The following is a 25,223-nucleotide window of genomic DNA, read 5'->3' on the forward strand; positions in this document are numbered from 1 at the left end:
TATGAGCGCGCAACCACAGTTTGAGCAAACGTGGATTTCTCTCGAAGATTATCTGGCGGCGGAATTACTGAGCGATATCAAGCACGAGTATGACGATGGCGAACTGGTGGCGATGTCTGGAACCAGTAAAAATCACGAACGCATTAAAGGTAATGTTTCTGCCGCGTTGCACGTGCATTTGCGTGGCCAACCATGTGAACCGTTCTCCTCCGACGTAAAACTCAAAATCGGTAACTATTTGTTTTACCCCGATGCCATGGTGGTCTGTAACGACACATCCACCCATGACTATTACGCCGAGGCAGCAGTACTGGTCGTCGAAGTGCTTTCAAGATCGACCCGTCGCCGCGACGAAACCCTCAAGCGCCGCTTGTATCAAACTATCCCGACGTTAGAGGAATACGTGCTGATCGAACAAGACATCGTCGACGTCGAAGTCTGCCGGCGCAGCGAGGGTTGGGTGTCCAACCATTATTTTCTCGGCGATGACGTGCCGTTCGAATCGGTTGGATTGACTCTCAGTGTCGCTGACATTTATGCCAGAGTCGATAACGACGATATGCGCACATTTATCGCCGAACAAGCCGCCGCCGAAGCCAAAGCATCCCAAGCCTAATATCTTTTCACCGGAAATCATCATGTTAGAACAATACCGAAAACACGTAGCCGAACGCGCCGCCGAAGGTGTGGTGCCTAAACCTCTGGACGCCGAGCAGGTCGCGGCGTTGGTTGAATTATTGAAAAATCCGCCCGTTGGCGAAGCCGATTTTCTACTGGATTTGTTGGCCAACCGCATTCCAGCCGGCGTGGATGAAGCCGCGTATGTTAAAGCCGGTTTTCTGACTGCCGTTGCCAAAGGCGAGGCGACATCGCCGTTGTTGACGCCGGAAAAAGCCACCGAGTTGCTCGGTACCATGCTCGGCGGATACAACGTCGCGCCGTTGATCGAATTGCTGGACAACTCCGCGTTGGCACCGATTGCAGCGAAAGCCTTGTCGCAAATCCTGCTGATCTTCGATGCCTTTCACGATGTGCAAGAAAAAGCCGAAGCCGGCAATGCTTATGCCAAACAAGTGCTGCAATCCTGGGCCGATGCCGAATGGTTTACCGCCAAGCCGGAAGTGCCGGAAAAACTCACAGTCACCGTATTCAAAGTTACCGGCGAAACCAATACCGACGATCTGTCGCCCGCGCCCGATGCTTGGTCCAGGCCGGATATTCCGTTGCACGCCAAAGCAATGCTGAAAATGCCGCGCGATGGCATCACTAACGCCGAACAGCAAATCATCGACCTTAAAGCTAAAGGCTTCCCTGTAGCCTATGTCGGCGACGTGGTCGGCACCGGCTCGTCACGTAAATCCGCGACTAACTCAGTGCTGTGGTTCATGGGCGACGACATTCCGTTCATCCCCAACAAGCGCGGCGGCGGCGTCTGCATCGGCGGCAAGATCGCACCGATTTTCTTTAATACGATGGAAGATTCCGGCGCACTGCCCATCGAATGCGACGTTACCGGGATGGCGATGGGCGATGTGATCGATATTTTTCCTTATCTGGGCGTGGTCAAACGCCACGGCACGGATGAAGTCGTTTGCGAATTTGCGTTAAAAACCGAAGTGATATTTGACGAAGTTCGCGCCGGTGGCCGGATTCCGTTGATCATCGGCCGGGGTTTGACCGACCGTGCCCGCCAATTTTTGGGCGTGCCGGCTTCCACGGTGTTCCGCCGCTTGGGCGTGGCTCATGACAGCGGCAAAGGTTTTACCCTGGCGCAAAAAATCGTTGGTAAAGCCTGCGGCGTGGCCGGTGTTAGACCGGGCAGTTATTGCGAACCGAAAATGACCACGGTCGGCTCGCAAGACACCACCGGACCAATGACCCGCGATGAACTGAAAGACTTGGCGTGCTTGGGTTTCTCGGCCGATTTGGTGATGCAGTCCTTCTGCCACACCGCCGCTTATCCCAAACCGGTCGACGTGCAAATGCAGCATACCTTGCCGGACTTTATCATGACCCGCGGCGGAGTATCGTTGCGTCCGGGTGACGGTGTGATTCACTCCTGGCTGAACCGCATGCTATTGCCGGATACTGTCGGTACTGGCGGCGACTCGCATACCCGTTTCCCGATTGGTATCTCCTTCCCGGCAGGTTCCGGTTTGGTTGCGTTTGCCGCCGCGACCGGCGTGATGCCATTGGACATGCCGGAATCGGTGTTAGTGCGCTTTAAAGGCCAAATGCAACCCGGTATTACCTTGCGCGATTTAGTGAACGCCATCCCTTATGCGGCTCTGAAAAGCGGCTCGCTGACTGTGGCGAAGCAGGGTAAGAAAAACGTGTTTTCCGGCCGCATCCTGGAAATCGAAGGTTTGCCGGATTTAAAAGTCGAGCAAGCATTCGAACTGTCCGACGCCTCAGCGGAACGTTCTGCCGGTGGTTGCACCATCAAGCTCAACGAAGCGCCGATTCGTGAATATTTAAACTCCAACATCACCTTATTGAAATGGATGATTGCCGAAGGTTACGGCGATGTCCGGACCATCCAACGTCGGATCAAAGCGATGCAAGATTGGTTGGCGAATCCGGTATTGATGGAAGCAGATAAGGACGCCGAATACGCGGAAATTATCGAAATCGATTTGAACGAAATCACCGAGCCGTTGTTAGCTTGCCCGAACGATCCGGACGACATCAAACCGCTGTCCGAAGTCGCCGGCACTAAAATCGATGAGGTGTTCATCGGTTCCTGCATGACCAACATCGGCCATTTCCGCGCTGCCGGCAAATTGCTGGAGAAAGCCGGCGCATTGCCAACCCGTTTGTGGGTAGCGCCGCCGACCAAAATGGATCAAAACCAATTGATCAAAGAAGGCTATTACGGCACGTTCGGCAAAGTAGGTGCACGCACCGAAATGCCTGGTTGCTCTTTGTGTATGGGCAACCAGGCGCGGGTGGCAGAAGGTTCGACGGTGGTATCCACCTCGACCCGTAATTTCCCCAACCGTTTAGGTAATGGCGCCAACGTCTATCTGTCTTCCGCAGAATTGGCGGCGGTATGCTCGCTATTGGGCAAAATTCCGACGGTAGCCGAGTATATGCAATACGCGGCCAGCATTGAACAAACCAGCGCGGATACCTACCGTTATCTTAACTTCGATCAAATCGACAGCTATCAGGACAAGGCCAAGGAAGTAGCTTAGCTCCGCGTATTTTAGCCATCTTGCCGGACAGCAGGCGGAGACCCAGATTCATGGGTTTCCGCGCTGCTCCAGGGGAATATATTTAAGTATCAGGCAGAGTCGATTTTTCGGAACTCACAGCTCACAGGCTATCGATAATCTCCAGACAGCGCTGAAAAGCGCTACGGACGATGAAGAAAGTCATGGCAATTGGATAGGATAGATAGTGCTCCGGCAATGCCAGACAAACTAGTACCAAGCCAGCCACTACGCAAGTGTCGAAGCGGGCCAAATATTTTTGCATATAACGCAAAGATTCTTGCGATTCCCAATCAAACTGCGGGCTTTTGTTAATTAAACCCAGCAGCATCCAGCTACTAAGCAAGGCGAAATAGACCGGAAACACGCTGAATTGCGGCGAGCCGTCGCTGAATTGCGGGCTCCAGTAACCGTACCAAGTCCATAAGCCCGCGCAGGCAAAACCGTCGTGCCATATCTTGCCGGGTACTAATTTCAAACAACCGCTCAACAGAAAGAGTACCGCGAGGCAGGCCCACCCACCCCAAACGGCCTCTATATTAAGTAAGGGTAAAAATGCATTTTGGGTTAGGGTTAGGGTGCTTAATATTAAACAGCAGATGATGAAAATAGGCATGGTAGTAACAATGGCTTTTGAAGTTTTACACAGTCTGCCCTAAGCTCGACGCATTTCAGCAATCGATATCGGCCTACTAGGCTCGAAATTTTCTGAGCCTGTCATGCTCGCACAGTCTAGTTTGAGGGTATTTAAAAGCACCTGGACTTACCCGTTCACGGAACACCTGTCCTTACTTTGCGACTTTTTTTTGATTGTGACGTGCTTTTATTGTCAGCGTCAATCACATAAAAATTGGGTTATTTCAGCTGCCGAAAGCGTATTTCATATTTTCGCTTGCCCATCCTCCAACTGGATTATGTCCATGAGGATTTTTTAACGCCTTGTGCTTATTTTTGGCCGTTGTCACACACCACGTAATGGGTAACGGAAAACATTAATTCGATTCTCAATTGATTAAATGCGGCTGCAGAGCGGAGCGAAGCTGGGTGATTCGTTGTTCCGCCTGGTAGCCCGCATAGGGTAGGCTGGCGAGCTTTCCCCATACCGGCGCCGGCCAGGCCTTATCGGTTTGGTAGCGCACCACATGGTGCAAATGCAATTGCGGTACGAGATTGCCGATTGCGGCAATATTGAGTTTGTCGGGGTGATAAATATTTACAAGTGTCTCGGCAAGTAGGCAGGACTCGGCTTGCAGAGCCTGTCTATCCGCCTGGTCAAGCTGATAAATTTCTCTGATATTGTGGCGCCTTGGTACCAGGATGAACCAGGGATATTGGCTATCGTTCATCATTAACAATTCCGTTAGCGCAAAGCTCCCTACGTTAAAACAATCTTGCGCTAGTTTTTGATGAAGTAAGAAGTGCGGCATGGCTATCTCAACTGAAGAATAAAGTTTTATTGTAGCTATTTACCCATCAGCTATGCCGACTTTTACGCTAATTTATTTCCTGGCAACAAGTTTAAACTGCTGCAATTTCGCAGTAAGTATGTAGGTATTTTCGTTATCGTCTATGCTAAGACCAAATTGCTGATTTGATACCTAGATTTTTTAAAGCACATAAACATTTTCATGGGGGGGAGAAATAATGATGACGATGCAAAATAAGACCGGCGCAATATCCGGCCCTAGTTACCCGCTGGTACGGTTAAAACTTGGCGTGCTGTTGATAGGTTTCAGCTTCTCGGCTGCCACGCCAGCCGTGTCGCCTATCGCGGGATTGCTGCAAAATACCGACGGCATCAATTCCAGCCAGAGCAATATGGCAAATGTGATTGAAATTGCCTGTCCAGGCGGGCGGGGAATTAACTCGGACGATTTTCAGAATCGCTGCGATGCGGTAGTGGGTTCCGCTCTTAACCAATCAATACCGCAGACATTTAACGCGCTACAACAAACCTCACCCGAGCAGATACCGTCGCAAGGCGTTTCTGCTACGCGCACTTCTTTCAACGCGATTGCCGGACGGATGTCCGCCTTGCGAGCCGGTGCTCGCGGCTTTCAGGTCGCCGGCTTGGGTAGCGGTGCGGTGCCGATCAATTTGGCTTCGCTGGCAAACCCGCTTGGCGGCGCGGCGGGTGATAGTGGCGACGTTTGGGACCGATTGGGCGGTTTCGTCAACGGCAATTACAACACCGGCAATGTCGATACGGATGTCAATCAACTGGGTTATAACTTAAATAGCGGCAGCATTAATGCCGGCATAGACTATCGCTTTGGTAATGATTTGATTGTCGGTGCGGCGTTTACCTATACGCGCACCGAGTCCAGTTTCGACCGCAACGGCGGTACCTTGGATAGCGATGCTTACACCGGCGCGCTTTACAGTACCTACTACGCAACGGATAACTTGTATTTTGACGGTGTGGCGACCATGGGCGCCATCGATTACGCGTCGGTGCGGCATATCCAATATACGGTACCCAGTGAAACGGTAAATACACTTGCCAAAGCTGCGCCTACCGGGAACCAATACTCAGTTAGCGTAGGCAGTGGCTATAACTTTGCGGTAAAACAATGGCTGTTTAATCCCTATGTAAAAGCCAATTACATCAAACTCGATGTCGACGGTTTTAGTGAATCAGGCGGCAGCGGCTGGGGGATGGCATTTGCAGATCAGGGTGTCGAGTCGGTCACCACCACGGTTGGTAGTCAGATTTCCTACGCGGTTAGTACGGCTTGGGGTGTGTTTACGCCCAATGTACGCGGCGAATGGCATCATCAGTATAAAGACGGCAGCCGCAATATCGCGGTACGCTTTCTAGGCGATAACAGCAGCGGGTTAACCTTTAATACGGTGACTAACGCGCCGGACCGCAATTATTTCACGGTGGGTACGGGCGTATCGGGTACCTTTGCACAAGGCTTAAGCGCCTTTTTGAACTACGACGCGCTAGTGGGATACCGGGACGTGGAAAGTCATTTATTTACACTGGGCGCCCGCCTGGAGTTTTAGCCCGAGGATTCCGAGGCCGGCTTGTGCGAAGAGTCACCTGACTTATCCCACAAGCCTGATTTGCCCACGAGAATTAGGGCTGCCGTAACAGCTGTTCGCACAAAGCCGGTAACGGCGGTGGCGGCAGCGGCACGTTTTTCGACGGGGCTTTGGCTTCTGCGGAAAACCACCAAGCCAGGCTGGCGTCGCAACCGTCGCCAGCAGGCAACGGTTCTTGCGAGTCGCAATTTAGGTTATGCGTTGGACATTTCAAGCGTACATGAAAATGATCGTCGTGTTTCCACCATGGGCGAATCTTACGCAACCATTCGCCGGCTCCGGCACTTTTGGTGGTGCACAACTCTTGTTTGATGCTGGGGTTTACAAAAATCCTGTCAACCTCCGGCTGGCGTGCAGCGGCTTCCAGAACCTTTGCCAGATCCGGAGACCAATGCCGGTAATCGATAGTATCGTTTTGCATGTCCACGACCGACGGCGCGCTCCAGGTTTCGCGTTCGTTGGCGCTTAGCTGCCGATTACTGGCTTGTTCCGATAACAAAAACCATATATCCACATCCAAGCCTGATTGATGGCTGCGATGGCCGCTTAAGGTCGGGCCGCCGCGCGGTTGCCCCAAATCGCCAATCAACAACGAGCCTAGTTTTTGTTCAGCACTGAATTGGCCCAAGTGCTGGATAAAGCCGATTAAATTGGGGTGCCCATAATAGCGATGGCGGGACAGGCGCATCACTTGATAGCCTTGGCCGTCCAGGGGCAGGGTGGCAGCGCCGCTGATGCAGCCGCTGGTGTAGGTGCCTATGCTTTCGCTGGATTCCTGGGTCGGTGTGGTCATCTTGGCCCAGTCATGAGCGGTTGAGCCGGCCTTAACCTCGTAGCTAACGCTAAAAACGGCAACGCCTAATAATAATGTCGAAAGGGCAGCAAGTCGCATGATGAAGTGGCCAGGAAATGGAGTGATTGGTTGGGATTATAGCGTCGGCTTACCGATGGCGGCTATTGCATCGGTCACGCGTCGTCCCAAACTCATGCTGGGTATCTCCAGCCAGTGATAGAACAGCAAGGAAACCCCTTGTACGCAAGCTATCGTGACTAACCAGCCGCCAAACCATAAAGCCAGACGATTTTCAGTAAATCCTTCCAGAAATTTTAAAACCAGCGGTGTCAGACAAATCAGGATGGCCATATGGCTTAAATAGGCGCTGTAAGACACTTTGCCTATTTGCCGTAACACCGGTTGCGACAGCAAGCGTTGCGCATCTTTAGACCCAAGCACGAACATCAAAATCAAGCCCGCGCCCAAGCCGGAGCCTAGCCAGACCGCCGTATCGCCAAATATGTCGGACGGCACAAACGTACCGCAGGTATAAAACGCTAAGCCGGCCAATAGCAGTAAACGCCGATGCCAGCGCCGACCGGATAAGTAATGGGTTAGGTCGGTATAGTGTCTGGCAATAGTCATACCCAATAGAAAATGCAGCAAGAAAATCGACACACCTAACAGGCTCGTGGCCAATAGACCAAAAAACACCAGCCAGGAAGTGCCTCGTCCCGCCAGCAATAAACCTACTGGCAACAGCAGAGAAAGCACCAGTTCAATACTTAAAGTCCAAGCCTGTGGCAGTAGTACGATCAAGGATGGTAATTTCAATAAAAAGCTCTCGCGCAGCATATCGGCAGGGGTTAACGGAAATTTATGCCACATGCCGGTTATCCAGTCGGTCGGCGGCAGACTGGTTTGGAGTATATCGCTGTCGAACGTGTGCAAAAACAGGCCCGTGCTGATCAGCAAAACCAGTAAATAGGGCAGCCAGATCCGAAACATCCGATTGATCAAAAAGCGCGCCAAATGGAATTCGCTGAGATCCGGTATATGTCCCGCGCGAAAATAGCGCAAAGACAGCACCACACCACTGAGCACGAAAAACATCGAAACCGCCGCCGAGCCGTCCCACCAAATGTGTAGCGGCGAGAAATCCAGCACTTGCTGACAGAGCGGCGTTTCGCAAGGTAGTCCATAAGCGATCACGAAATGTTCGCTGATAACGGCCAAGGCCGCCAGACCGCGAATGGTGTCCAGGTAACTGATATGAGTTTTAGGCGCCACGGGCTTGAGTCTTTTAAAGTAGGAGGTATCGGCTGGGATAGGTATAGCAGGCTTTGGCTATTCGGCTATCTGTGCGCTGTTTTATTTGCCGGGTGTTCTGCAAGCCCAAGACGCCGATGAGCCAACCGTGGCTGTCAACCCCGCGAAGGAGGGATGCCCGATCAGCGCTTTAAAGCCGAGCAAACAACGCCTTTGCCTTTAAGTTAATTCCATTGCGATTTGCGTACATTGAAATTGCGGCCTTTGATTTTTCCGGCCCGCAAACAGGTCAAGGCTTTATCGGCGCTGCCGCGCTTCACCGCGACGTAGGCGTGTTTATCGAAGATATCGATTTTGCCCACTTCGCCACCGGATATACCGTTACCGCCGGTCAACGCGCCCAAAATGTCGCCCGGCCGCATTTTATCTTTGCGTCCACCGTCTATCCACAGTGTGACCATGGGTGGCTCGAAGCGGTGTTCGCTGCTGAGTTTAAACGGGGCGATTTCGTCCCACTTTACGGAGCCCGCAATATATTCTTCAATGGCTTTGACGCGGTTCATTTCCGCTTCGCTGACCAAACTCAGCGCCAGTCCTTTCGCGCCGGCTCGGCCGGTGCGGCCGATTCGGTGCACGTACACTTCCGGGTCCCAAGGCAGTTCGTAATTGATCACTGCCTGCATGTCTTTGATGTCCAGGCCGCGCGCGGCGACATCGGTGGCAACCAGAATCGAACAGCTTTTATTGGCAAAGCGCACCAGCACCTGATCGCGGTCTTTTTGCTCCAAATCACCGTGCAGGGCCTGCACGGAAAAACCGCAATTGGTCAAAGTATCCGCTACGTCCTGACATTCGCGCTTGGTGTTACAAAACACCACTGTCGATTCCGGGCGATGATAAGCCAGCAAATAACCCAAAGCGTTTAGGCGCTTGGCTTTGTCTACTTGATGAAAGCGTTGTTCGATAGGATTGTCGTGATGGCTGGTTTCGACGCTGACCGACACCGGTTTGAATTGAAACTTTTGGCTCAAGGCCCGAATCGGCTCCGCGTATGTCGCGGAGAACAACAGGGTTTGCCGATGCGTCGGCGCATAAGAGATCACGTCGGAGATGATGTCGGCAAAGCCCATGTCCAGCATGCGGTCGGCCTCGTCCAGTACCAACACTTTTAAATGATCCAGGCGCAAGCTGGCTTTTTGCAGATGCTCCTGCAAACGGCCCGGCGTTCCCACCACTACATGCACGCCGTGTTCCAGTGAACTGCGTTGCGGGGCAAACGGTGTGCCGCCGCATAGAGCCAGAACTTTGATGTTCTGAGTGAAGCGGGCCAATTGTCTGATTTCCTTACATACCTGGTCGGCCAGTTCGCGGGTAGGGCAGATCACCATGGCTTGCACTTTAAAGCTGCTTAAATCCAGCCGCGACAACAAACCGATGCCAAACGCCGCGGTCTTGCCGCTACCGGTCTTGGCTTGGGCAATCACATCCTTGCCTTCTAGTATATGCGGTAGGCTTTCGGCCTGAATCGGTGTCAGGTGGGTGTAGCCCAAGGATTCGATGTTTTCCAGTAGGGCGGGTTTTAACGGCAGGGACGAAAATTCAGGTGTATTCACAAAGACTCTAATCGATAAGATGCGGCACGCTTGCCGACATGCGGAAGGCAATGATAACAGAGTTGGGCTTTTGGTCATTGCTCAATCAACAGGCTGCCGGGCTTGCAATTTGCAGCCGATTTTAAGTCACTGCATCCCGGCAAGATTCACATAAAAACACAGTTAAACATTAGGAATTTCCACATTATAAACATTTAAATATTTAGACCTACGGCAAGAGTGGCGGTTATTTCTGACTATAATTTACATCATCAAATCAGCTATTGATCTTTTGATACTATCAGTTAAACGACGAAATGAAAAAATGCAGGATTTGGGAAAAGGGTGTAAGAAAACGAAAAAAGGAGAGCGGCTATGGGCGTTAACGACGGTCTGATGATAAGCGATTTTAAGGCAGGCCAAGCAAGGCAAGAGCTTGGCAATTGGTATATACCTCAGTCTCATATAGACGCATTTGTTAAAGACACGGTTCGCGTCGAGACTTTACCGGCAGGATTCAAACTTTTCAAATTAACCAAGGGGGAAGCCAAATCCGATCCCAAGTATGGAATAACGCCATGGTGGAGTTCGGTAAGCCCATTTAAGGAAGACTACGAAGGCGCTATTGGTCGATTCGAACAAGCTAAGCTTAATAAAATTGATATGAGTGCAATGTCGCGTTATATGGCTGCTGTGCCGATTGACTGGAATGAACTGGACAACTATATCGAAATATCATTAAAAGTGACTGCATCCGGCTTTTGGGGCACCTTCGCGCCGCAAGAAAAGTGGCACGATAAGCACAAGCAGAATCTCGCCGTAGAAATGAGCCGTGGTAGAGCCACGCCGGCAAGCCGCACGATGGGGATAAAGGATGCCGTTCTTCCGGATGAACTGGGTGCGCTGGAAGCTTGGCAATTTTACATACCAGGTTTGCAAGAGGAGCATATTAGCCGGGAAAACCGTGTGATCTCTGCTCACGACATGGTCGCTCTGCAAGCATATTTTTTTGCATAAATTTTGGATCAACCCGCAAGAAGCTTGATAGAACTCGCAGGCTGATAAGTATTCAAAGTTGCTCTCGCTCGGCGACCTCCATTTTGACGTCATTGCGGGCACCATGAACGCCAATACCTTCATTGCCTTCCTGCATAAACTTGAGACGATTAATAACAGCACGCATGAGCAAAACCACACCAGCCAACATCAAACTAACGCTTTACGGCAAGCCTATCGAACTGGAAATCAGCGCGCCGACGCAAAAGGTGACGCCGGTGGCAATGCTGCCGACACTGCATCGCCTCAACAACACGTTTGTCGAAACCGCAGTAGCTGCCTTCGTTGCGGACCAGGAGACCATCTCCTGCCAAGCCGGCTGCGGTGCCTGCTGCCGACAAGTCGTGCCGTTGGCGGAATTTGAAGCCTATCAAATCGCCGGTGTGGTCGAACAATTGCCCGAGCCCAGACGTTCGGCGGTCAAGCAACGCTTTGCCGACGCTTGCGAAAAACTGGACGCTATTCAGTGGCTGAGCCGACTTGAAGGGATGCTGGCTGATGGTACGAGCCACGAAGCGGTGCAGCAACACGCGCTGACTTATTTTCAGCAAGGCGTGCCCTGTCCGTTTTTGGAAGCGGAAAGCTGCTCCATCCATCCGGTCCGGCCATTGGCCTGCCGGGAATACCTGGTGACATCGCCGGCCGAATATTGCCAAAACCCGACACCGGAGCACGTCAGACATATCGAGTTGAAATTTCAGGTGTCCAAAATTGTCCGCAAACTATGGCGCACCAGCCACATCAAAGACCTGGATTCGGTGCCGATGATTTACGCCTTGCAATGGGTCAAGAAACACCCCAACCAATTTCCGAAAAAGCGCGGCGAGGATTGGCTACGGGAATTTTTTGATTACATGGCGAATCCGTGACGGCAGTTTTTTCGCCGTTTTGTTATCGTTTATCGTTCTCACGCTCCGCGTGGGAACGCCCGCCCCGGACACTCCAGCGTTTTATCGTTCCCACGCTCCAGCGTGGGAATGCAGCCTCAGACGCTCCAGCGTCGAACTACCATACATCAATCTCAATCAAGCCTCCCAGTCCCACATAATTAGAAGCACTGGAATATCGCCAATGCTCCGGCAAACTCACATAACCCCGCTTCACCGGATTGGCATGAATATATTCCAATTTCTCCCGCATCATTGCTTCACTAAGAATCAACTCCGCATGCACACCTTCCTGCCAGAACTGAAACTCCCGGTCATGCTTGTGCGCGCATTTGGCAAACCGCAATCTTTGTAATAAACGTTCGGCCTGTTTTGCCTGCAAGTGATCTATGATTCGCCGCGCGGTAAAGGCTTTGAAACTGGCAGCAGATTTATCCAGCGCGGCACTCTGCGCGATGAAATGCAAATGGTTTTCCAAAATCACGTAACCGTAAAGCTTTAAACCGACGTGTTGTCGCTGAAATTGCCAGCAGTCGAGCAGGATTTGCACGGTATCTGGTCGAGTAAATACCGGCAGCCATTCCACCACCGTGCAGGTCAGGAAATGCACTTGCTGGGGTTCAGTGATGGTGTAGCGGCTTCGGCCCATTGGGTGCTCGTTGGTTCAGGACGCTGGAGCGTCTGGGGCTGCGTTCCCACGCGGAGCGTGGGAACGATGGAATGTGATGCTCGCTAATTCCTGTAACTCGCGAGCCAAGATTTCAGTGTTTCAAAGTCGTGTAGCCCAATACCGTATTTCAGAGGAGTTGCAAAATCTATCGCATTCTTGGTAAAGAAGGAAGTCGTCACAATCACGCCTTTTGTAGCACGCTCGGAGTTTGTAACCCCATGAATCGCTCGGACCACTTCTACCCCTACCTTATTCTTTGGTCCGTATCGCTTACATTCAACCAAATAAAGTAAGCTACCGAGCGCATCGGAACGCGCAGCTAGGATATCTCTCCCGCCATCACGAGTTCGCGGGGTAAGTGTAGGTTCGAAACCTTGAGCCCGAAGCAATTCGGCAACAAGTTCTTCGAACCGCCAAGGATGCAGGTCATAAAGAAGTTCGGGGTGCTTGGCGAGATGGCGGATCAGTTCGTCGTTAACTTCAGCTACTGAACGCACTAATCCCGGGTCTGCGGCACCAGTCCCAACAGAATAGAGAACCGGGGAGTCGCTATTTTTGCCGAAAGATTTTTTCGGGCATCCTGCTGGAAAAAATCGGCAAAAATTACGCGACCGCTTATGCCTACGGCGCCCCGATTCGTCCGCGTCACCTCGTTCCGACCCAACAAGGGGTCGAAACATCGGCTCTCGCATGACTTAACGCCGTGTCGCGATGCCTTGCAGGTTTTCTCCGCTTCGCTGCGAAAACCCGCCCGGCGCTACGGCTATCGGGGACTAAAAATCTTCACTTCGCTGGCGCTCCGTTTCCAAGATTTTCAGCGGAGGATATACATCAGAAAGAGGGGCATACGTTGTATACCCCTGTGCAAAACTTCGTTTGGAAAACGGATAACTCACAAAGCCGCGCGGCTTTCTCTCGCCTATGGCTTCTTGTTCGTTTTGCTCCATATGTTCAGTGCAAAGAAACGGGCACGTGTAGTCTTGCTCGAAAAACTCTTCGTTTTGGAAAGGGTAGTAATCGTAGAGATACACCTCATAATCAGCCAAGCGGGTACATCCGGCAGCAGAACACTTCCGCCCGGATTCATAGCTAAAATGCTTGATAGGTTCGATCATTGGCATGTGGCCAGAAAAGTGGTTATGAAGTTTCCGAATGTCATATCTAAATGTCAGTATCTTAATGAAGAGTCTAACTTCCGATTGCTGCCCGATTCCAGGTTCATGTTTGCGTCTCTATAAACGCTCGCAATTGCTGAAAATCCAACTTCCCATTCGCCAATCGCGGCAACTCCTCCAAAACTAAATAACGACTCGGCTGCATATAGACCGGCAATTGGCGGCTGAGTAACTTGCTAATCTCGGCGATGGACATGTCCGGTTCTAAAACCACCGCCAAACCCGGGCGCTGCCCGGCGGTGGGATCGTCTATGCCGATCACGGCGCAAGCTTTGACGCCAGGGATGGCATTCACAACCGCCTCGATTTCTGCCGGTTCAACGCGGTAGCCGGAGCACTTCAGCATGCGGCCCAGGCGGCCATGGAAGCGGTATTCCTTTTGTTCCAGGCTGGCGCGATCACCGGTGGCATACCAACCATCAGCGTTCATAAAAGACTGCACGCGACCGTCGCGCCAGTAGCCGGTGGCGAGTGTCGGTCCGCGTACCCAGAGCTCGCCGGTTTCGGCATCGATATGCAGTTCGCAACCGGCGGCAGGTAGACCAATCGGGATGCTTTGCTCAGCGACCAAGCTTTCTCGGGCCACAGGCCAATAACAGCAGACATTGGTTTCGGTGGGGCCGAAGAAATTGTACAAAGCGGTCTGCGGCAAACTGGCGGCCATATCGATCAGCGCCGGGGTGGGAAACACTTCACCGGCAAAGATGAGAAAGCGCAACGCAGCCAAAGGTGTTTGCGCCAAGTTGCCTTTATAGGTCAGGAAGGCCAGCAGCGAGGGCACGGTGTACCAGCCGCTGATGGCTTGATCGCTTAGCCAGGTGCTCAAACGGGCTGGGGCCATGGTTAAACCGGCTGGCACGAAATGCAGGCTGGCGCCGGCGCCTAATACTGCATATAGATCAAAGGTGGATAGATCGAAGAAGAACGGCGCGCTGCTGGCGATACGATCAGCAGCTGTTAATTTCAATAAGTCGGCAGCCCAAGATGCGAATGCCGAAATGGCCCGGTGGCTGAGGGCTACGCCACGCGGTTGGCCGGTGGAGCCGGAGGTGTACAAAATCGCGGCCAGTGATTCGGTGGGAATTTCCACTGGCTCTGGAACAGCTTCGCTAACGCTGGCGATGTCCAGCCACAAGTTTTCATCCAGCCAATCCGGCGCGGAATTCGAACCCAATACCGCACGAACCTGAGCATCAGTAACGATAAAGCTCAGTCTGGGGGCTGGGTTTTTTAGGTCGAGTGGCACATAACAGGCTCCGGCTAGCAGAACGCCGAACAGCACGATGGCGGCGTCTATGCCACGATCCAGATGAATGGCGACAGGCTGGCCGGGTTGGATGCCCTTGGCTTGCAAGGCGGCGGCGATGGATTGCGCTTGTTGCAGCAATTGCCCATAACTGACTTGCCGATCCTGCTCTTGCAGGGCTAGCGCGTCGGGTTGGTGTTGGCATTGTTTTAGAAAGGGCTCTAGCAGCATGATTTGAGGACTTCGGCAAAAATATTGTCTACTTATGGTTCCCACGCTCCGGCGTGGGAACCTCGTCTGGGACGCTCCAGCGTCCCGACCCGCAGAGCGGTTCCAACTGCGTTCCCATTTATGCCCCGCGGGTACGCCGGAGCGTGGGAACGATGTGCATCACTCAGCTCAGGGCAGTTTCTAACAACTCCGCGTTCATTTTCGCCATTACCTTATCCAGCCACGCTTCGTCTATCGCCGGCGATAAGTAGCTATAGGACAAAACCAGCTTGCCATCAAGCTGGCAGGCTAACAGCGCCAAACCCGGCGGTAAAGGCATCCAACACAGCAGCGACATATTGGTAACCGGAACGCCTAGAAAACCTGTCTTGGTCCAGGACAACTCGCCAATGTCGGAAAACCACAGCGAGCTCAATTCGCCGCCGCTGTGTTGCTTACGTAAGATTTTGGCGTACTTGGCCGGTGCCAGCCATTGGCCCAGCCACATCAGCGGCAGATAAGCCAGATCCAGCTCATCCCTAACCACTTGTTTATGTTCGCTGAGTAGATGTGCAAACAAGCCGTTTCGGTCTCGCACTTGCTGACGAGTAGCGCGGGCGAACAAGCAGCCGATATGGTTGCCAAACACCGGTGTTGGGGCATTCTGCCGACGCAAGTTAAAAGCATAAGGGATGCAATAACCGTCTTTTGCCGCCGGCGGTCCCACCAGTTCCATCGCTCGCATGAAGCAGCCCAGGTAATAGAGCGTACGCCCGGTCAGGCCGGTATGCTGTTGCGCCAACTTGGCAATGCGTTGCGATTGGTCGGCATCGAAACTTTGTACTTTTAATTGCAGGCGTTGCGGCCCCTGTTCAACCTGAGTCGGTAGGCAACTGTCCAGGCTATTGGCTTGTGTGTTGTGGCGTTTGGCTTTGAAGAATAATTGCAGTTTTTTCCAAAAGCTCCATTGCGCCAATTTGGCTTCGATCAGCGACGGCGAATCTTTAAAGCTTTCCGGCCGCTCGGAGGACAGGAAATCCAACAATATCTTGCAGCCACGGGCATCTAAGAGGGGATGCAGCCAGATCAGCAGCAAGGTGCCGCCGTCTGCACCGGCTATCCAGTGTACGGTCAGCGGCCGGGATTCCGGGCGATTGAAAATCTCCAACAATATGCGTTGCGATTCGTCCGCTTCATCGGCATCCGCCCGGCATTCATGAAGTTCCAGCGCTATGGGCTTGCCGGTGGCGACCCACGCAAAACGCTTGCCGCGCGGCTCGATTTTGGCGGATGCTTGCGGAAAGCGTTCTACCAGTAAATCCAGTCGATTCTGTAGGCCAGACAAATCAGGCGTTTCCGCCAGTTGCAGCGCAAATCCGCAATAACCGCCGGGCATGCCGGCATTACGAATCTCCTGGTCGAGTACGTAGGTAAAATAATCGCCAGGATTGAACAGCTGTTCCGTGGAATTGGTCATCCGGCGTAACCGCTGCGGCGGATCCAGCTTTCCAGCGACTTCAGGCTGCCGACGTTATCCGGTTCGATTTCGGTGTCCGGCAAGGTAACGCCAAACTCTTTCTCGGCAAACATGATCAGCCGCATAATGCCCATGCTGTCCAGCCCCGCATCCAGCAGATTATCGTCATCGCCGAATGAGGTTGGATCTTCATGGTAAATAAGCTCGGCAAAGATGAAATTCTTCAGTGTTTCCTTCATGGCAGTGAAATGGTGAATAAGTTAAGAAAGAAGTAGTATGCAAAGCGCATCACGCGCATCAAACGGACTCCGACGAAAAGGCATTTAACGCAAAGCCCCAGCGCGGCACCTGTCGGCAATAGAGTTTATAAGACGTGCCAAATCGGCTGGAGAGGTCCGGCTCTTCGCGAAATACCACGGTAATATGAAAAAACAGGGCAATCGAGCCGGCATAAATCAGTAGGGCCGGATCGGCAAACAACACACATTCCGCCATTAGCAGCATTAGAACACCTTGAAACATCGGATTGCGGGTCCGGCGATACAGTCCGCTCACGACCAGTGTCTTCGGCGGATCGATGGGAGCCGGAGTACCCGAGCCCTCGACGGCAAAATCCCAAGCGCAACGCAGATAAATAGCCAAACCCAGGATGATAAAAAGTCCTGAGGGCAGAGCCCATGCCAGATTGGCGTGCGGCAAGTTGCGGTTCGGATCGGAAAGTAACCAATAAGGCACGTAAATCAGCACCGCACCAGGGACGAGTAACGTGAATAACAGGATCTTTAAAGCCAGGAAAGGACGCACGTATCTATCTATCGGCATGGGGTGTTGAGTGGTTAAGCGTTTGGCAATTTTGGCATTGCCTGCGCCGCAATCCAAGTGATTTTGAACCTCTAAGGGAATTTGTGTAGAATCTGGCGTTTATTAATGGAATTTAAACAGCCATGTCAGATGACTTGATCAGCCAATTGAAAACCATGCTTATCGAAGGCTTGCTCCTGGAAGACATCGTCCCGGATGACCTGTCGCCGGATGATGCTTTATTTGGTGGTGGACTGGGTTTGGACTCCATCGACGCCCTGGAAATTGGCGTAATGCTGGACCGTCAATACGGTATCAAGATCACCTCCGGCGACGAACGCAACAATCAGATTTTTCTCTCTCTCCGCTCGCTCGCAGACTTCGTCGCCGCTAATCGTACCCGTTAAGTATGGGTAATGTCATCAAGCCGGTCGCCATTGCCTGTTTTGTTGTTGCTTATCCCTTCCTCAGTGCTTATCTGGCCGGTCTGGGCTTTGCCAGCTTTGAACTCATTGTATTTGCAGCATTGACACTGTGGCGCGGTTTTACCGCGTCTGGCTTAGTTGCACGCTTAACTAGTTTTTTACTGGCTGCGGTGTTACTAGCCGGCGCCTATTTCGCGACGACTTATTTTGTCTGGCTGGTGCCATCATTCGCCTATCTGTGGCTGACATTCTTATTCGGGCATACCCTGTGGTCGCCGCCTTCTTTTATCGAACGCTTGGTGCGTTTGCAGTTTCCCGAGTTAGTGCCGGGTATTGCCGACTATTGCCGGCAACTGACCTGGATTTGGACCGTATTTTTTGCCGCCAATATAGGCATTTGCGCTGCGCTGCCAGCTCTTGCTGGACAAACCGCCTGGGCGCTTTACACCGGCGTGGTGGTGTATGGGTTAATGGGTATTTTAGGAACCGGCGAATGGTTTTACCGGCACAAGCGCTTTCCCGATCTGGAGATTCCGCCGGCATTGGAGACTTTTAAATGCATCGCCATGAACGGCCACAAGGTATTCAAGGGGTGACGATTAAACGCATGCTGTTTTTGCTTTTGGCCGTAGTGCCCGTGCTTGGCTGGGCTGATGACGCGGTGCTGAGCGAGTTATTGACCCGCATCCGCCAAACGAGTCAGGCGCAGTTTCATTATGACGAAACCCGGCTACTAGAGCTTGCGGACAAACCATGGCATGGCCAAGGTTACATGCTCTCAGGCGCTGACGGCAGCCTGGTCAAACTGCAACTGCAACCGGCCAGGGTAATCATGGCTATCGCCGAACAGCGCATGCTCTACTGGGATCCGCAGCAAAACCAGCGCCACAGCGCGGCTTTGGATTCGGCAGGGCCGGCGGGCGAGCAAATCAAGGTGTTTCGCAGCATCCTGCAAGGCCGTACCGAAGAATTGCAGCTTAACTATGCCATCGCCGCCGAAAAGCAAGGCCCGCAATGGACTTTGCGGCTTACGCCGAAACCGGAGCTGAGCGGCGATGATCTCCCTTCTATCGAAATATCCGGCGATGACAAAGACGAACAACGGCGCATTTTAATCAAGCAGTCGGACGGCGAATCCACCGAGTATCGAATACAGAAAGCCACGGCAGCGCAGCAACAGGACTATTCTCTCCCGCGTTTGTTGCGGGAAGCCAGCGGAGAATAGGGCGTGTCTTTTGTTTGGCGAAAACGCTGGTTCGTGCTGCTGTTCCCTTTATTTCTGGCAATCACGTTCTGGCACATCAAGGTCGAGACGGACCTAAACGCTTTTTTTACCGCGACTGACGATGAGGACTCTCGGCTATTGGCCGGTTTGTTGAAATCCGGTGAATTATCGCGACGCTACCTAATCATCGTCGAAAAGTCAGAGCCCACTAAAGCGGCAGGTGATGGGAATGCCGGCGAAAACCCAATTTCCATCGCTATATTCAGCAACAGGCTGGTTAATCAGCTTGCCAAGCTCGATGACGTAGAGCAGGTTTGGCCCGCAGACCAGCCGCCCCGCGACTGGGTGGATGCCGTCGCTTCTTATGCGCCTTATCACGCCCGACTGTTCAGCCTGAACCCTGACCAAGACGCACCGGAATTGTTCAACCCCACCAAGTTGGAAACCAAGGCCGAAGGTTTAAAACAAGCACTGCTTTCGCCGCAAGGTGGCTTTGTGAAAACCGTTGCCAAGCAGGATCCTTTACTACTGTCTTTAAACGGCTTCAAGGCTTTGCAGGGCCAATTTCAGCAGCAAGCCAAGCTCGGCAGCGGCGGTGCTTTAATCCTGCAAAGCCGTCCGGCTGCGCTGGATTCCGAGGCGCAGACCCGCTTGCAAGCGGCGATTCGCGCCGATTTCGCTGCCTTGAACGCAGCAGCCGGTGGGGCGTTTAAGTTATCGATGGCCGGGGTACCGGTGTTCAGTGTGGCCGCGCAAAGTGAGATCAGCCAGGATGTGACGCTGGTTTCGGTGGTATCCAGCCTGGCCGTGGGTTTGGTGTTTCTGTTCCTGTTTCATTCGTTTTCGGCCTTGCATTGGGTGATGATGGTGCAGGGCGCTTCGTTTGTGCTTGGTACCTTGGCGACAGCGTTGGTGTTTCCGCAGGTACATAGTCTGACTTTAGCCTTGGGCGCCAGTTTGATCGGCATCTCCTCCGATTATCCTATTCATGTGATGGTGCATTGCGCCAAGCACCGTAATACGCCGTTATCGGCGGTTCGTTTATTGTGGCCCAGCCTGCTAATGGGCGGCTTGACCACCGTGATCGGCTACGGTGCCTTAGGTTTTACCGGGTTTCCCGGCTTTGAGCAAATTGCCGTGTTCGCCTTGGCCAGCATCGCCGCGTCCCTGGGTTTGACCCGCTGGGTATTGCCGGCCTTGCTGACGCATTCTGCACTACACTCCGCGCATTTGCCCGGCATTGCGGCTTGGGTGGATTTCTGCGGTAAACACCGGAAAGTCTTGCTGGGTCTGTTCGCAGCCACTTTAGTCATGGCCGGTTTGTGCTTGCCGCAACTCCGCTGGATGGACGATATGCAGAAGTTGGCTGTGGACATGGATGTATTGAAGCAGCAGGATACGGCGGTGCGTTCGCACTTTTCCAGTATCGAACCGGGCCGGTTTGTGTTGATACAAGCAGACGATTGGGAAACGGCGCTGCAACGAGCCGAAGCCGCCGAACGCCGGTTAAAGGCTTTGCAGCAAGCGGGTGTCGTTAGCGAGTATCACGGCTTATTTCCGTGGTTGGTATCCGCGCAGTTGCAAGCTGAAAACGCCAAATTCTATCAAGGCAGTATAAATCCAGCGTTTCAGCAAGCTTGGCAAGCGGGCTTAGCCAAGGCTGGCTTATCCGTGGAGAAACTTGGAACATTGCTGCCTGCGGTAGACGAACCATTGCAGCCCGCTAAAGTTATGGATTCACCGGTTAAGCATATTCTGTCCGGGCAAATAGTGACCGGGCAAACTGGCGTGATGTTGTCGCTGTGGTTGGGCGAGCATGATCCCGATAAATTGATAGCCGGTTTGGCAGGCTTGGAAGGTACCCGCTATTTCAGCCAAAAGGATCAATTGGATCATTTGGCCGGCAAATATCGCGATCGCTCTTTAGTGATGTTGGGTATCGGTATTGGCGTAATGGCCTTGTTTATATGGCTACAGCAACGCGATATGCGTAAGGTGTTGCTGACTTTGCTGCCTTCCCTGGCCTCCGTACTGTTCATTTTCGCCACCTGGGCGCTGATGGGTGAGGAAGTCAGCTTCCTGCATGTGATCGGCCTATTGTTGTCCGTGTCGCTGTGCGTCGATTACGGCATCTTTTTTATCGACAACCGCGGCAAAGACGCCGATGTGACCTATCATGCCATCGCCTCATCCACTCTAACGACGATTGCGTCCTTCGGTGCGTTGGGCTTAGGCAAAACACCCACCTTGCCAATTCTGGCGCTCTCGGTAAGCTTGGGGGTTACCTTGGGTTTTCTGCTTTGCCCGCTACTGATCCAAAAGCCAAAGAATTAATGACTATCACACCGCTGATCTCTCCCGTCGTCGTTACGGCCTACCAGTGCGTCAGCGCTGCCGGTGATGATGTGGAAGCCTTGTATGCCAGGCTGCTTGCTAACCAAACTTGCCTAAAGCCGCTGACATTATTTGCTATTCCTTTCGATACCTTGGTGGGAGAGGTGACTTCAGTGTTGCCGGCAATTCGGTCTAGCTTGCAAGCCTACGACTGCCGCAATGCCCGGTTGGCTTTAAAGGCCCTGAACCAAGGTGGTTTTCGTGCCGATGTAGAGCGGGCGATCGCAAACTACGGGGCGGCAAGAGTGGGTTTGATATTGGGCACCAGTACTTCCGGTATCTACGACTCCGAGAACGCTTATGCTCGGTTACTTGAGGACGGCGTCATGCCCAGTGATTTCCATTTCACCAAGGTACAGACCGCCCAAGCGACTGCCGAGTTTTTGCAGTTGGAACTGGGTTTGCAAGGGCCGTGCTATGCGATTTCTACCGCCTGTTCCTCCAGCGCCAAAGCCTTGGCTGCTGCGCAACGCTTGCTTAACTCAGATTGTTGCGACGCGGTGTTGGTCGCCGGTGTAGACAGTTTGTGCCGATTGACGCTGCGCGGTTTCAACAGCTTGCAGTTGATTTCGACGGAAGCTTGCCGACCCATGGATGCCGGGCGCCAAGGCATCAACATAGGGGAGGGCGCTGCTTTACTATTGCTGGAAAAGCCCTACGCGGAAAATGCAGATCGGCCCCGCTTATTGGCAGTGGGCGAGTCTTCCGATGCCCACCACATGAGTGCGCCTCACCCGGATGGTGTCGGTGCTGCTACCGCGATGGCCCAGGCCTTGCGCTTGGCAGGACGCGACCTAAGTGAGGTCGATTACATCAATTTGCACGCAACCGCCAGTACCCTGAACGATCTATCCGAGGCCAGAGCGGTAGGGAGCTTGTTTGCCAATCCGCCGCCTTGCAGTGGCGTAAAAGGCTTGTTAGGTCATACCCTGGGTGCGGCTGGTGCGGTGGAGACCGTGGTTAGCCTGCTGGCCTTGGAGCGAGGCTTTTTACCCGGTACCTGCGGCTTGAGAGATCCTGACCCGGAATGCGGGTTTACGGTAGTGGCCGCGCCTGACTTGCAGGTTAGCCCCCGCCTGATCTTAAGCAATGCGTTTGGCTTTGGCGGCAACAATGCCAGTGTCCTGCTGGAGGCCGCGTAATGGAGTGCATGAGTTTGCTGGGCGTTGGCGCCTGTGCGCCGGACGCGGAGTTTCGCGCCAGCCTGCCGTTTCCGGCTTTTGATATCAACCGGGAAACCATTCCGCCGCTATTGCGTCGGCGCAGCAGTCAGGCGATGCAAATGGCCTTCAGTGTTGCAACTGCGGCTTGCGAGCAAGCACAGCGTTCTCCCACAACCTTGCCGACTATATTTGCCAGTGTGGCCGGGGAAATTAGAACTACCGACCAGATTTGCACAGAATTGGTCAAAGCCGATGGGGTGATTTCACCTGCCGCATTTCACAATTCCGTTCAGAACACCGTGGCCGGTTATTGGAGTATCGCTCAGCAATGTATCCAGCCTGCCACTGCTCTGGCGGCGGGATCAGATACCTTGGCAATGGCTTTGTTGGAGGCCTGGTGCCAGTTGTCTTGTGAGGGCGGCGAGCTATTGCTGGTCTGTTACGATGAGGTATGGCCGGGTTATCTGGCTCCCGGTTCCGGTAATCCGGCTTTTGCCTATGCCTTACTATTGGCGGCCGGAACAGTAGACGGACGTCTGATGCACATTGGCAGACCGCAAGTTGGCGAAATCATTTTTCCGGCGTCCTGGACTAATTCGGTAAATAGCATGCCAATTTTGGCTGCAATCCCTTTGCTTGAAGCGGCTTTAACTGGAAGAATGCCGCAAGCCGTCGCACTAACCTCGCATACACCGGGTTGGCAAGTTAATGTGGGTGGTTATGAATAGTGGCATCTTGTTATACGAAAACAGACGATGGTGAAAAATCGCGGTAACTGAACTACTATTGACCGCTAACAAAATTAACCGGAAGGTATCTCTGTGAAGCACTATAAAACATTAGCATTCTTCGTCGCTTTAGCGCTGGGCGCTGGCTGCGCATCCAGCAATAAAGCACCCGCGCAAGCAGGCGCGCCAGCGGCTCAGTCCAGTACCGCGCCTGACTCGCGAATTGACGGTAACTTCCCCGCCAATAGCCCGTTCGCCAAACTCAAACTGGGCATGACCCAGGGCCAGGTTCATGAAATTCTCGGCCAACCCACCGACACCAAGTCTTACCAAACCGGCAAAGCCTGGATTCCGTTTTATTTTGGTCCGGACGTGATGCGCACCGATGAGTTTTACAAAGGTGTGGGCATCATTACTTACACCGGTGCCGGTATCGGTGGCGTGCACTGGACTGTTTACCGCGCCATTTACAACGCTGCGGAAGACGGTTATCCAAACGACTAATCCATCAATCTTTAAAGATGATAAACAACGAGCAAAACAGTTTTGACCATGATGTGGTGGTCGTCGGTGGCGGCCCGGCCGGCTCGACGGCTGCGACTTTGCTGGCACAATATGGTCATAAGGTTTTGCTGTTGGAAAGTGGTAGGCATCCACGCTTTCACATTGGTGAATCGATGCTGCCGTTCAGTGAGCCCATTATTCAGCGTTTGGGCGTAGATTGGAGTGCCGGCAATCTATCGAAAAACGGCGCGGTATTTATGGACGAAGCTACCGAACAACGTATGTATTTCCCTCTGAGCGTACACCGCAAAACCTATCAAATAGAGCGCGCACCGTTTGACCAAATGCTGTTTGAAAACGCCGCGAAACACGGTGTCGAAACCCATCAGCAAGAAAAAGTACTGGATGTTTCCTGTCAAGCGGACGACGTCAGCATTGTGTCTGATAAAAGCCGATACCGCTGCCGCTATCTGATCGACGCCACCGGACGCAGCGCACTGATGGGCCGAAAAGACAAAGGCATCAAACGGATCGAAAATTTGGGTAAGTTTGCGGTATACACCCACTTCGAGAACATTCAACCGGGCGAGGAGGCCGATGAATTGTTCCGTTCCGGCAATATATACGTGCCGGTCGTGGACATCGGCTGGATCTGGATCATTCCGCTGGCCGAGCGGCGCCTCAGTGTGGGCTTGGTAGTACAGAAAGCGCGTCCCAAGGACTGCGATGCGGAAGAATTGTTGCGCCGTTATCTGGCGGCCTCGCCGCTCCTGAGTCGTTTAACAACAGGAGCGGAGCAATTCGCGCCGGTAAGGGTCGAAGCGGATTTCAGTTACACCAACCAAAGCCGCTACGGTGTTCGCTATGCCTGCTGCGGCGATGCGGCCGGCTTCCTCGATCCGGTGTTTTCGTCCGGCGTATTTTTGGCGCTCACCAGCGCCGCCCGCGTTGCCGACCGCGTCCATTTCGGGCTTACCGAAGGATGGGAAGCCGACCCCGAGTTGCACGCGGAGGATGACTGCCATTACCTGCTAGGCTTCAACACCATGCGCCTGTTCGTAGAACGCTTTTATCATTCCAACATAGTCCATAACTTATTTTTCGAAGCTGACCGCGCGCCCGAACTGAAAGCTCAGATTGCCCAATTGTTGGCTGGCGACTTATGGGTCGACGACAACAAGTTGCAACAAAGCCTGCTCGCTGGTCGCCGCAGCGTAAGTTAGTTTTTTCAAAAATTTCCAATCTTTGCCGGCCAAGCAGCGTTTTTACTTTTCCACTCCTTTTTGATCAACAGTCACAACAGCGAATTTAAATCGGCGCTGTTGATGAAGTGCCAGACATTGCGGAGAATTAGACATAT

25 protein-coding genes are annotated in these 25,223 nt (G+C 52.9%); 13 read left to right on the forward strand and 12 right to left on the reverse strand.

The window, feature by feature from the left end; genetic code table 11:
* Position 1: 1 nt before the first annotated feature.
* Positions 2-616: a Uma2 family endonuclease gene (locus tag G006_RS0100350; protein ID WP_026146737.1), complete on the forward strand. Its 615-nt coding sequence runs from the start codon at positions 2-4 to the stop codon at positions 614-616.
* A 22-nt stretch (positions 617-638) separates the two neighbouring features.
* Positions 639-3,197, forward strand: a complete 2,559-nt coding sequence (gene acnB / locus G006_RS0100355; RefSeq protein ID WP_020481161.1) for a bifunctional aconitate hydratase 2/2-methylisocitrate dehydratase — start codon at positions 639-641, stop codon at positions 3,195-3,197.
* Between the two features lie 121 nt (positions 3,198-3,318).
* Here acnB and G006_RS0100360 read toward each other — a convergent pair whose 3' ends face one another.
* Both G006_RS0100360 and G006_RS0100365 read right to left on the reverse strand, forming a co-directional pair.
* Complete coding sequence (locus tag G006_RS0100360; RefSeq protein ID WP_231499571.1) at positions 3,319-3,693, reverse strand: DUF2975 domain-containing protein; 375 nt, start codon at positions 3,691-3,693, stop codon at positions 3,319-3,321.
* A 526-nt stretch (positions 3,694-4,219) separates the two neighbouring features.
* A complete protein-coding gene (locus tag G006_RS0100365; RefSeq protein WP_026146738.1) occupies positions 4,220-4,642 on the reverse strand; it encodes an HIT domain-containing protein in 423 nt (140 codons plus the stop codon).
* 217 nt (positions 4,643-4,859) lie between these two features.
* Here G006_RS0100365 and G006_RS0100370 point away from each other — a divergent pair, with 217 nt between their 5' ends.
* Positions 4,860-6,227, forward strand: a complete 1,368-nt coding sequence (locus tag G006_RS0100370) for an autotransporter outer membrane beta-barrel domain-containing protein (protein ID WP_020481164.1) — start codon at positions 4,860-4,862, stop codon at positions 6,225-6,227.
* Between the two features lie 73 nt (positions 6,228-6,300).
* Here G006_RS0100370 and mepA read toward each other — a convergent pair whose 3' ends face one another.
* From mepA to dbpA, 3 genes are all read right to left on the reverse strand, one after another.
* The gene (mepA, locus tag G006_RS0100375; protein WP_020481165.1) at positions 6,301-7,158 is read right to left on the reverse strand and encodes a penicillin-insensitive murein endopeptidase; all 858 of its coding nucleotides are present in this window, start codon (positions 7,156-7,158) and stop codon (positions 6,301-6,303) included.
* Between the two features lie 36 nt (positions 7,159-7,194).
* Positions 7,195-8,331: an acyltransferase family protein gene (locus tag G006_RS0100380; RefSeq protein ID WP_020481166.1), complete on the reverse strand. Its 1,137-nt coding sequence runs from the start codon at positions 8,329-8,331 to the stop codon at positions 7,195-7,197.
* Between the two features lie 203 nt (positions 8,332-8,534).
* The gene (gene dbpA / locus G006_RS0100385) at positions 8,535-9,923 is read right to left on the reverse strand and encodes an ATP-dependent RNA helicase DbpA (protein ID WP_020481167.1); all 1,389 of its coding nucleotides are present in this window, start codon (positions 9,921-9,923) and stop codon (positions 8,535-8,537) included.
* Positions 9,924-10,277: 354 nt separating this feature from the next.
* On the opposite strand from dbpA, the gene G006_RS0100390 reads away from it, so the two are divergent.
* Both G006_RS0100390 and G006_RS24560 read left to right on the forward strand, forming a co-directional pair.
* Positions 10,278-10,919 (forward strand): hypothetical protein, encoded by a 642-nt coding sequence (locus G006_RS0100390; protein ID WP_020481168.1) that lies wholly within the window; start codon positions 10,278-10,280, stop codon positions 10,917-10,919.
* Between the two features lie 164 nt (positions 10,920-11,083).
* Positions 11,084-11,827, forward strand: coding sequence for a YkgJ family cysteine cluster protein (locus G006_RS24560; RefSeq protein ID WP_020481170.1), 744 nt, complete (start codon positions 11,084-11,086; stop codon positions 11,825-11,827).
* A gap of 136 nt (positions 11,828-11,963) precedes the next feature.
* On the opposite strand, the gene G006_RS0100405 is transcribed toward G006_RS24560, so the two are convergent.
* From G006_RS0100405 to G006_RS0100435, 7 genes are all read right to left on the reverse strand, one after another.
* Entirely contained in the window at positions 11,964-12,494 is a 531-nt protein-coding gene (locus G006_RS0100405; RefSeq protein WP_020481171.1) for an REP-associated tyrosine transposase, read from the reverse strand.
* 83 nt (positions 12,495-12,577) lie between these two features.
* Positions 12,578-13,012, reverse strand: a complete 435-nt coding sequence (locus G006_RS26755) for a restriction endonuclease (protein WP_160167648.1) — start codon at positions 13,010-13,012, stop codon at positions 12,578-12,580.
* A 276-nt stretch (positions 13,013-13,288) separates the two neighbouring features.
* Positions 13,289-13,630: a hypothetical protein gene (locus G006_RS28155; RefSeq protein WP_020481173.1), complete on the reverse strand. Its 342-nt coding sequence runs from the start codon at positions 13,628-13,630 to the stop codon at positions 13,289-13,291.
* A 103-nt stretch (positions 13,631-13,733) separates the two neighbouring features.
* Positions 13,734-15,167 carry an amino acid adenylation domain-containing protein gene (locus G006_RS0100420; protein ID WP_020481174.1) on the reverse strand — a complete coding sequence of 478 codons (1,434 nt, stop codon included), beginning with the start codon at positions 15,165-15,167 and terminating at the stop codon, positions 13,734-13,736.
* 163 nt (positions 15,168-15,330) lie between these two features.
* Entirely contained in the window at positions 15,331-16,623 is a 1,293-nt protein-coding gene (locus tag G006_RS0100425; RefSeq protein WP_020481175.1) for a hypothetical protein, read from the reverse strand.
* On the reverse strand, positions 16,620-16,862 hold the full coding sequence (locus G006_RS0100430) for a phosphopantetheine-binding protein (RefSeq protein WP_020481176.1): 243 nt from the start codon (positions 16,860-16,862) through the stop codon (positions 16,620-16,622). The genes G006_RS0100425 and G006_RS0100430 overlap by 4 nt, the downstream gene beginning before the upstream one ends.
* A gap of 58 nt (positions 16,863-16,920) precedes the next feature.
* Complete coding sequence (locus G006_RS0100435) at positions 16,921-17,502, reverse strand: methyltransferase family protein (RefSeq protein ID WP_020481177.1); 582 nt, start codon at positions 17,500-17,502, stop codon at positions 16,921-16,923.
* 65 nt (positions 17,503-17,567) lie between these two features.
* Between G006_RS0100435 and G006_RS0100440 the strand changes: the two genes are divergently transcribed.
* From G006_RS0100440 to G006_RS0100475, 8 genes are all read left to right on the forward strand, one after another.
* On the forward strand, positions 17,568-17,831 hold the full coding sequence (locus G006_RS0100440) for a phosphopantetheine-binding protein (RefSeq protein WP_020481178.1): 264 nt from the start codon (positions 17,568-17,570) through the stop codon (positions 17,829-17,831).
* A 2-nt stretch (positions 17,832-17,833) separates the two neighbouring features.
* On the forward strand, positions 17,834-18,445 hold the full coding sequence (locus tag G006_RS0100445; protein ID WP_020481179.1) for a hypothetical protein: 612 nt from the start codon (positions 17,834-17,836) through the stop codon (positions 18,443-18,445).
* Positions 18,406-19,074, forward strand: a complete 669-nt coding sequence (locus G006_RS0100450) for a LolA family protein (RefSeq protein WP_020481180.1) — start codon at positions 18,406-18,408, stop codon at positions 19,072-19,074. Before G006_RS0100445 ends, G006_RS0100450 begins: the two co-directional genes overlap by 40 nt.
* A gap of 3 nt (positions 19,075-19,077) precedes the next feature.
* Positions 19,078-21,408 carry an MMPL family transporter gene (locus tag G006_RS0100455; protein ID WP_020481181.1) on the forward strand — a complete coding sequence of 777 codons (2,331 nt, stop codon included), beginning with the start codon at positions 19,078-19,080 and terminating at the stop codon, positions 21,406-21,408.
* Positions 21,408-22,610: a beta-ketoacyl-ACP synthase gene (locus G006_RS0100460; protein ID WP_020481182.1), complete on the forward strand. Its 1,203-nt coding sequence runs from the start codon at positions 21,408-21,410 to the stop codon at positions 22,608-22,610. Before G006_RS0100455 ends, G006_RS0100460 begins: the two co-directional genes overlap by 1 nt.
* Positions 22,610-23,359, forward strand: a complete 750-nt coding sequence (locus tag G006_RS26760; protein WP_020481183.1) for a beta-ketoacyl synthase chain length factor — start codon at positions 22,610-22,612, stop codon at positions 23,357-23,359. The genes G006_RS0100460 and G006_RS26760 overlap by 1 nt, the downstream gene beginning before the upstream one ends.
* Before the next feature lie 93 nt (positions 23,360-23,452).
* Positions 23,453-23,863 (forward strand): outer membrane protein assembly factor BamE domain-containing protein, encoded by a 411-nt coding sequence (gene bamE / locus G006_RS0100470; protein WP_020481184.1) that lies wholly within the window; start codon positions 23,453-23,455, stop codon positions 23,861-23,863.
* Positions 23,864-23,880: 17 nt separating this feature from the next.
* Positions 23,881-25,086: an NAD(P)/FAD-dependent oxidoreductase gene (locus G006_RS0100475; protein ID WP_020481185.1), complete on the forward strand. Its 1,206-nt coding sequence runs from the start codon at positions 23,881-23,883 to the stop codon at positions 25,084-25,086.
* The last annotated feature ends 137 nt before the right edge of the window (positions 25,087-25,223 follow it).

It is taken from the genome of Methylomonas sp. MK1, from assembly GCF_000365425.1.
Taxonomy (GTDB): Bacteria; Pseudomonadota; Gammaproteobacteria; order Methylococcales; family Methylomonadaceae; genus Methylomonas.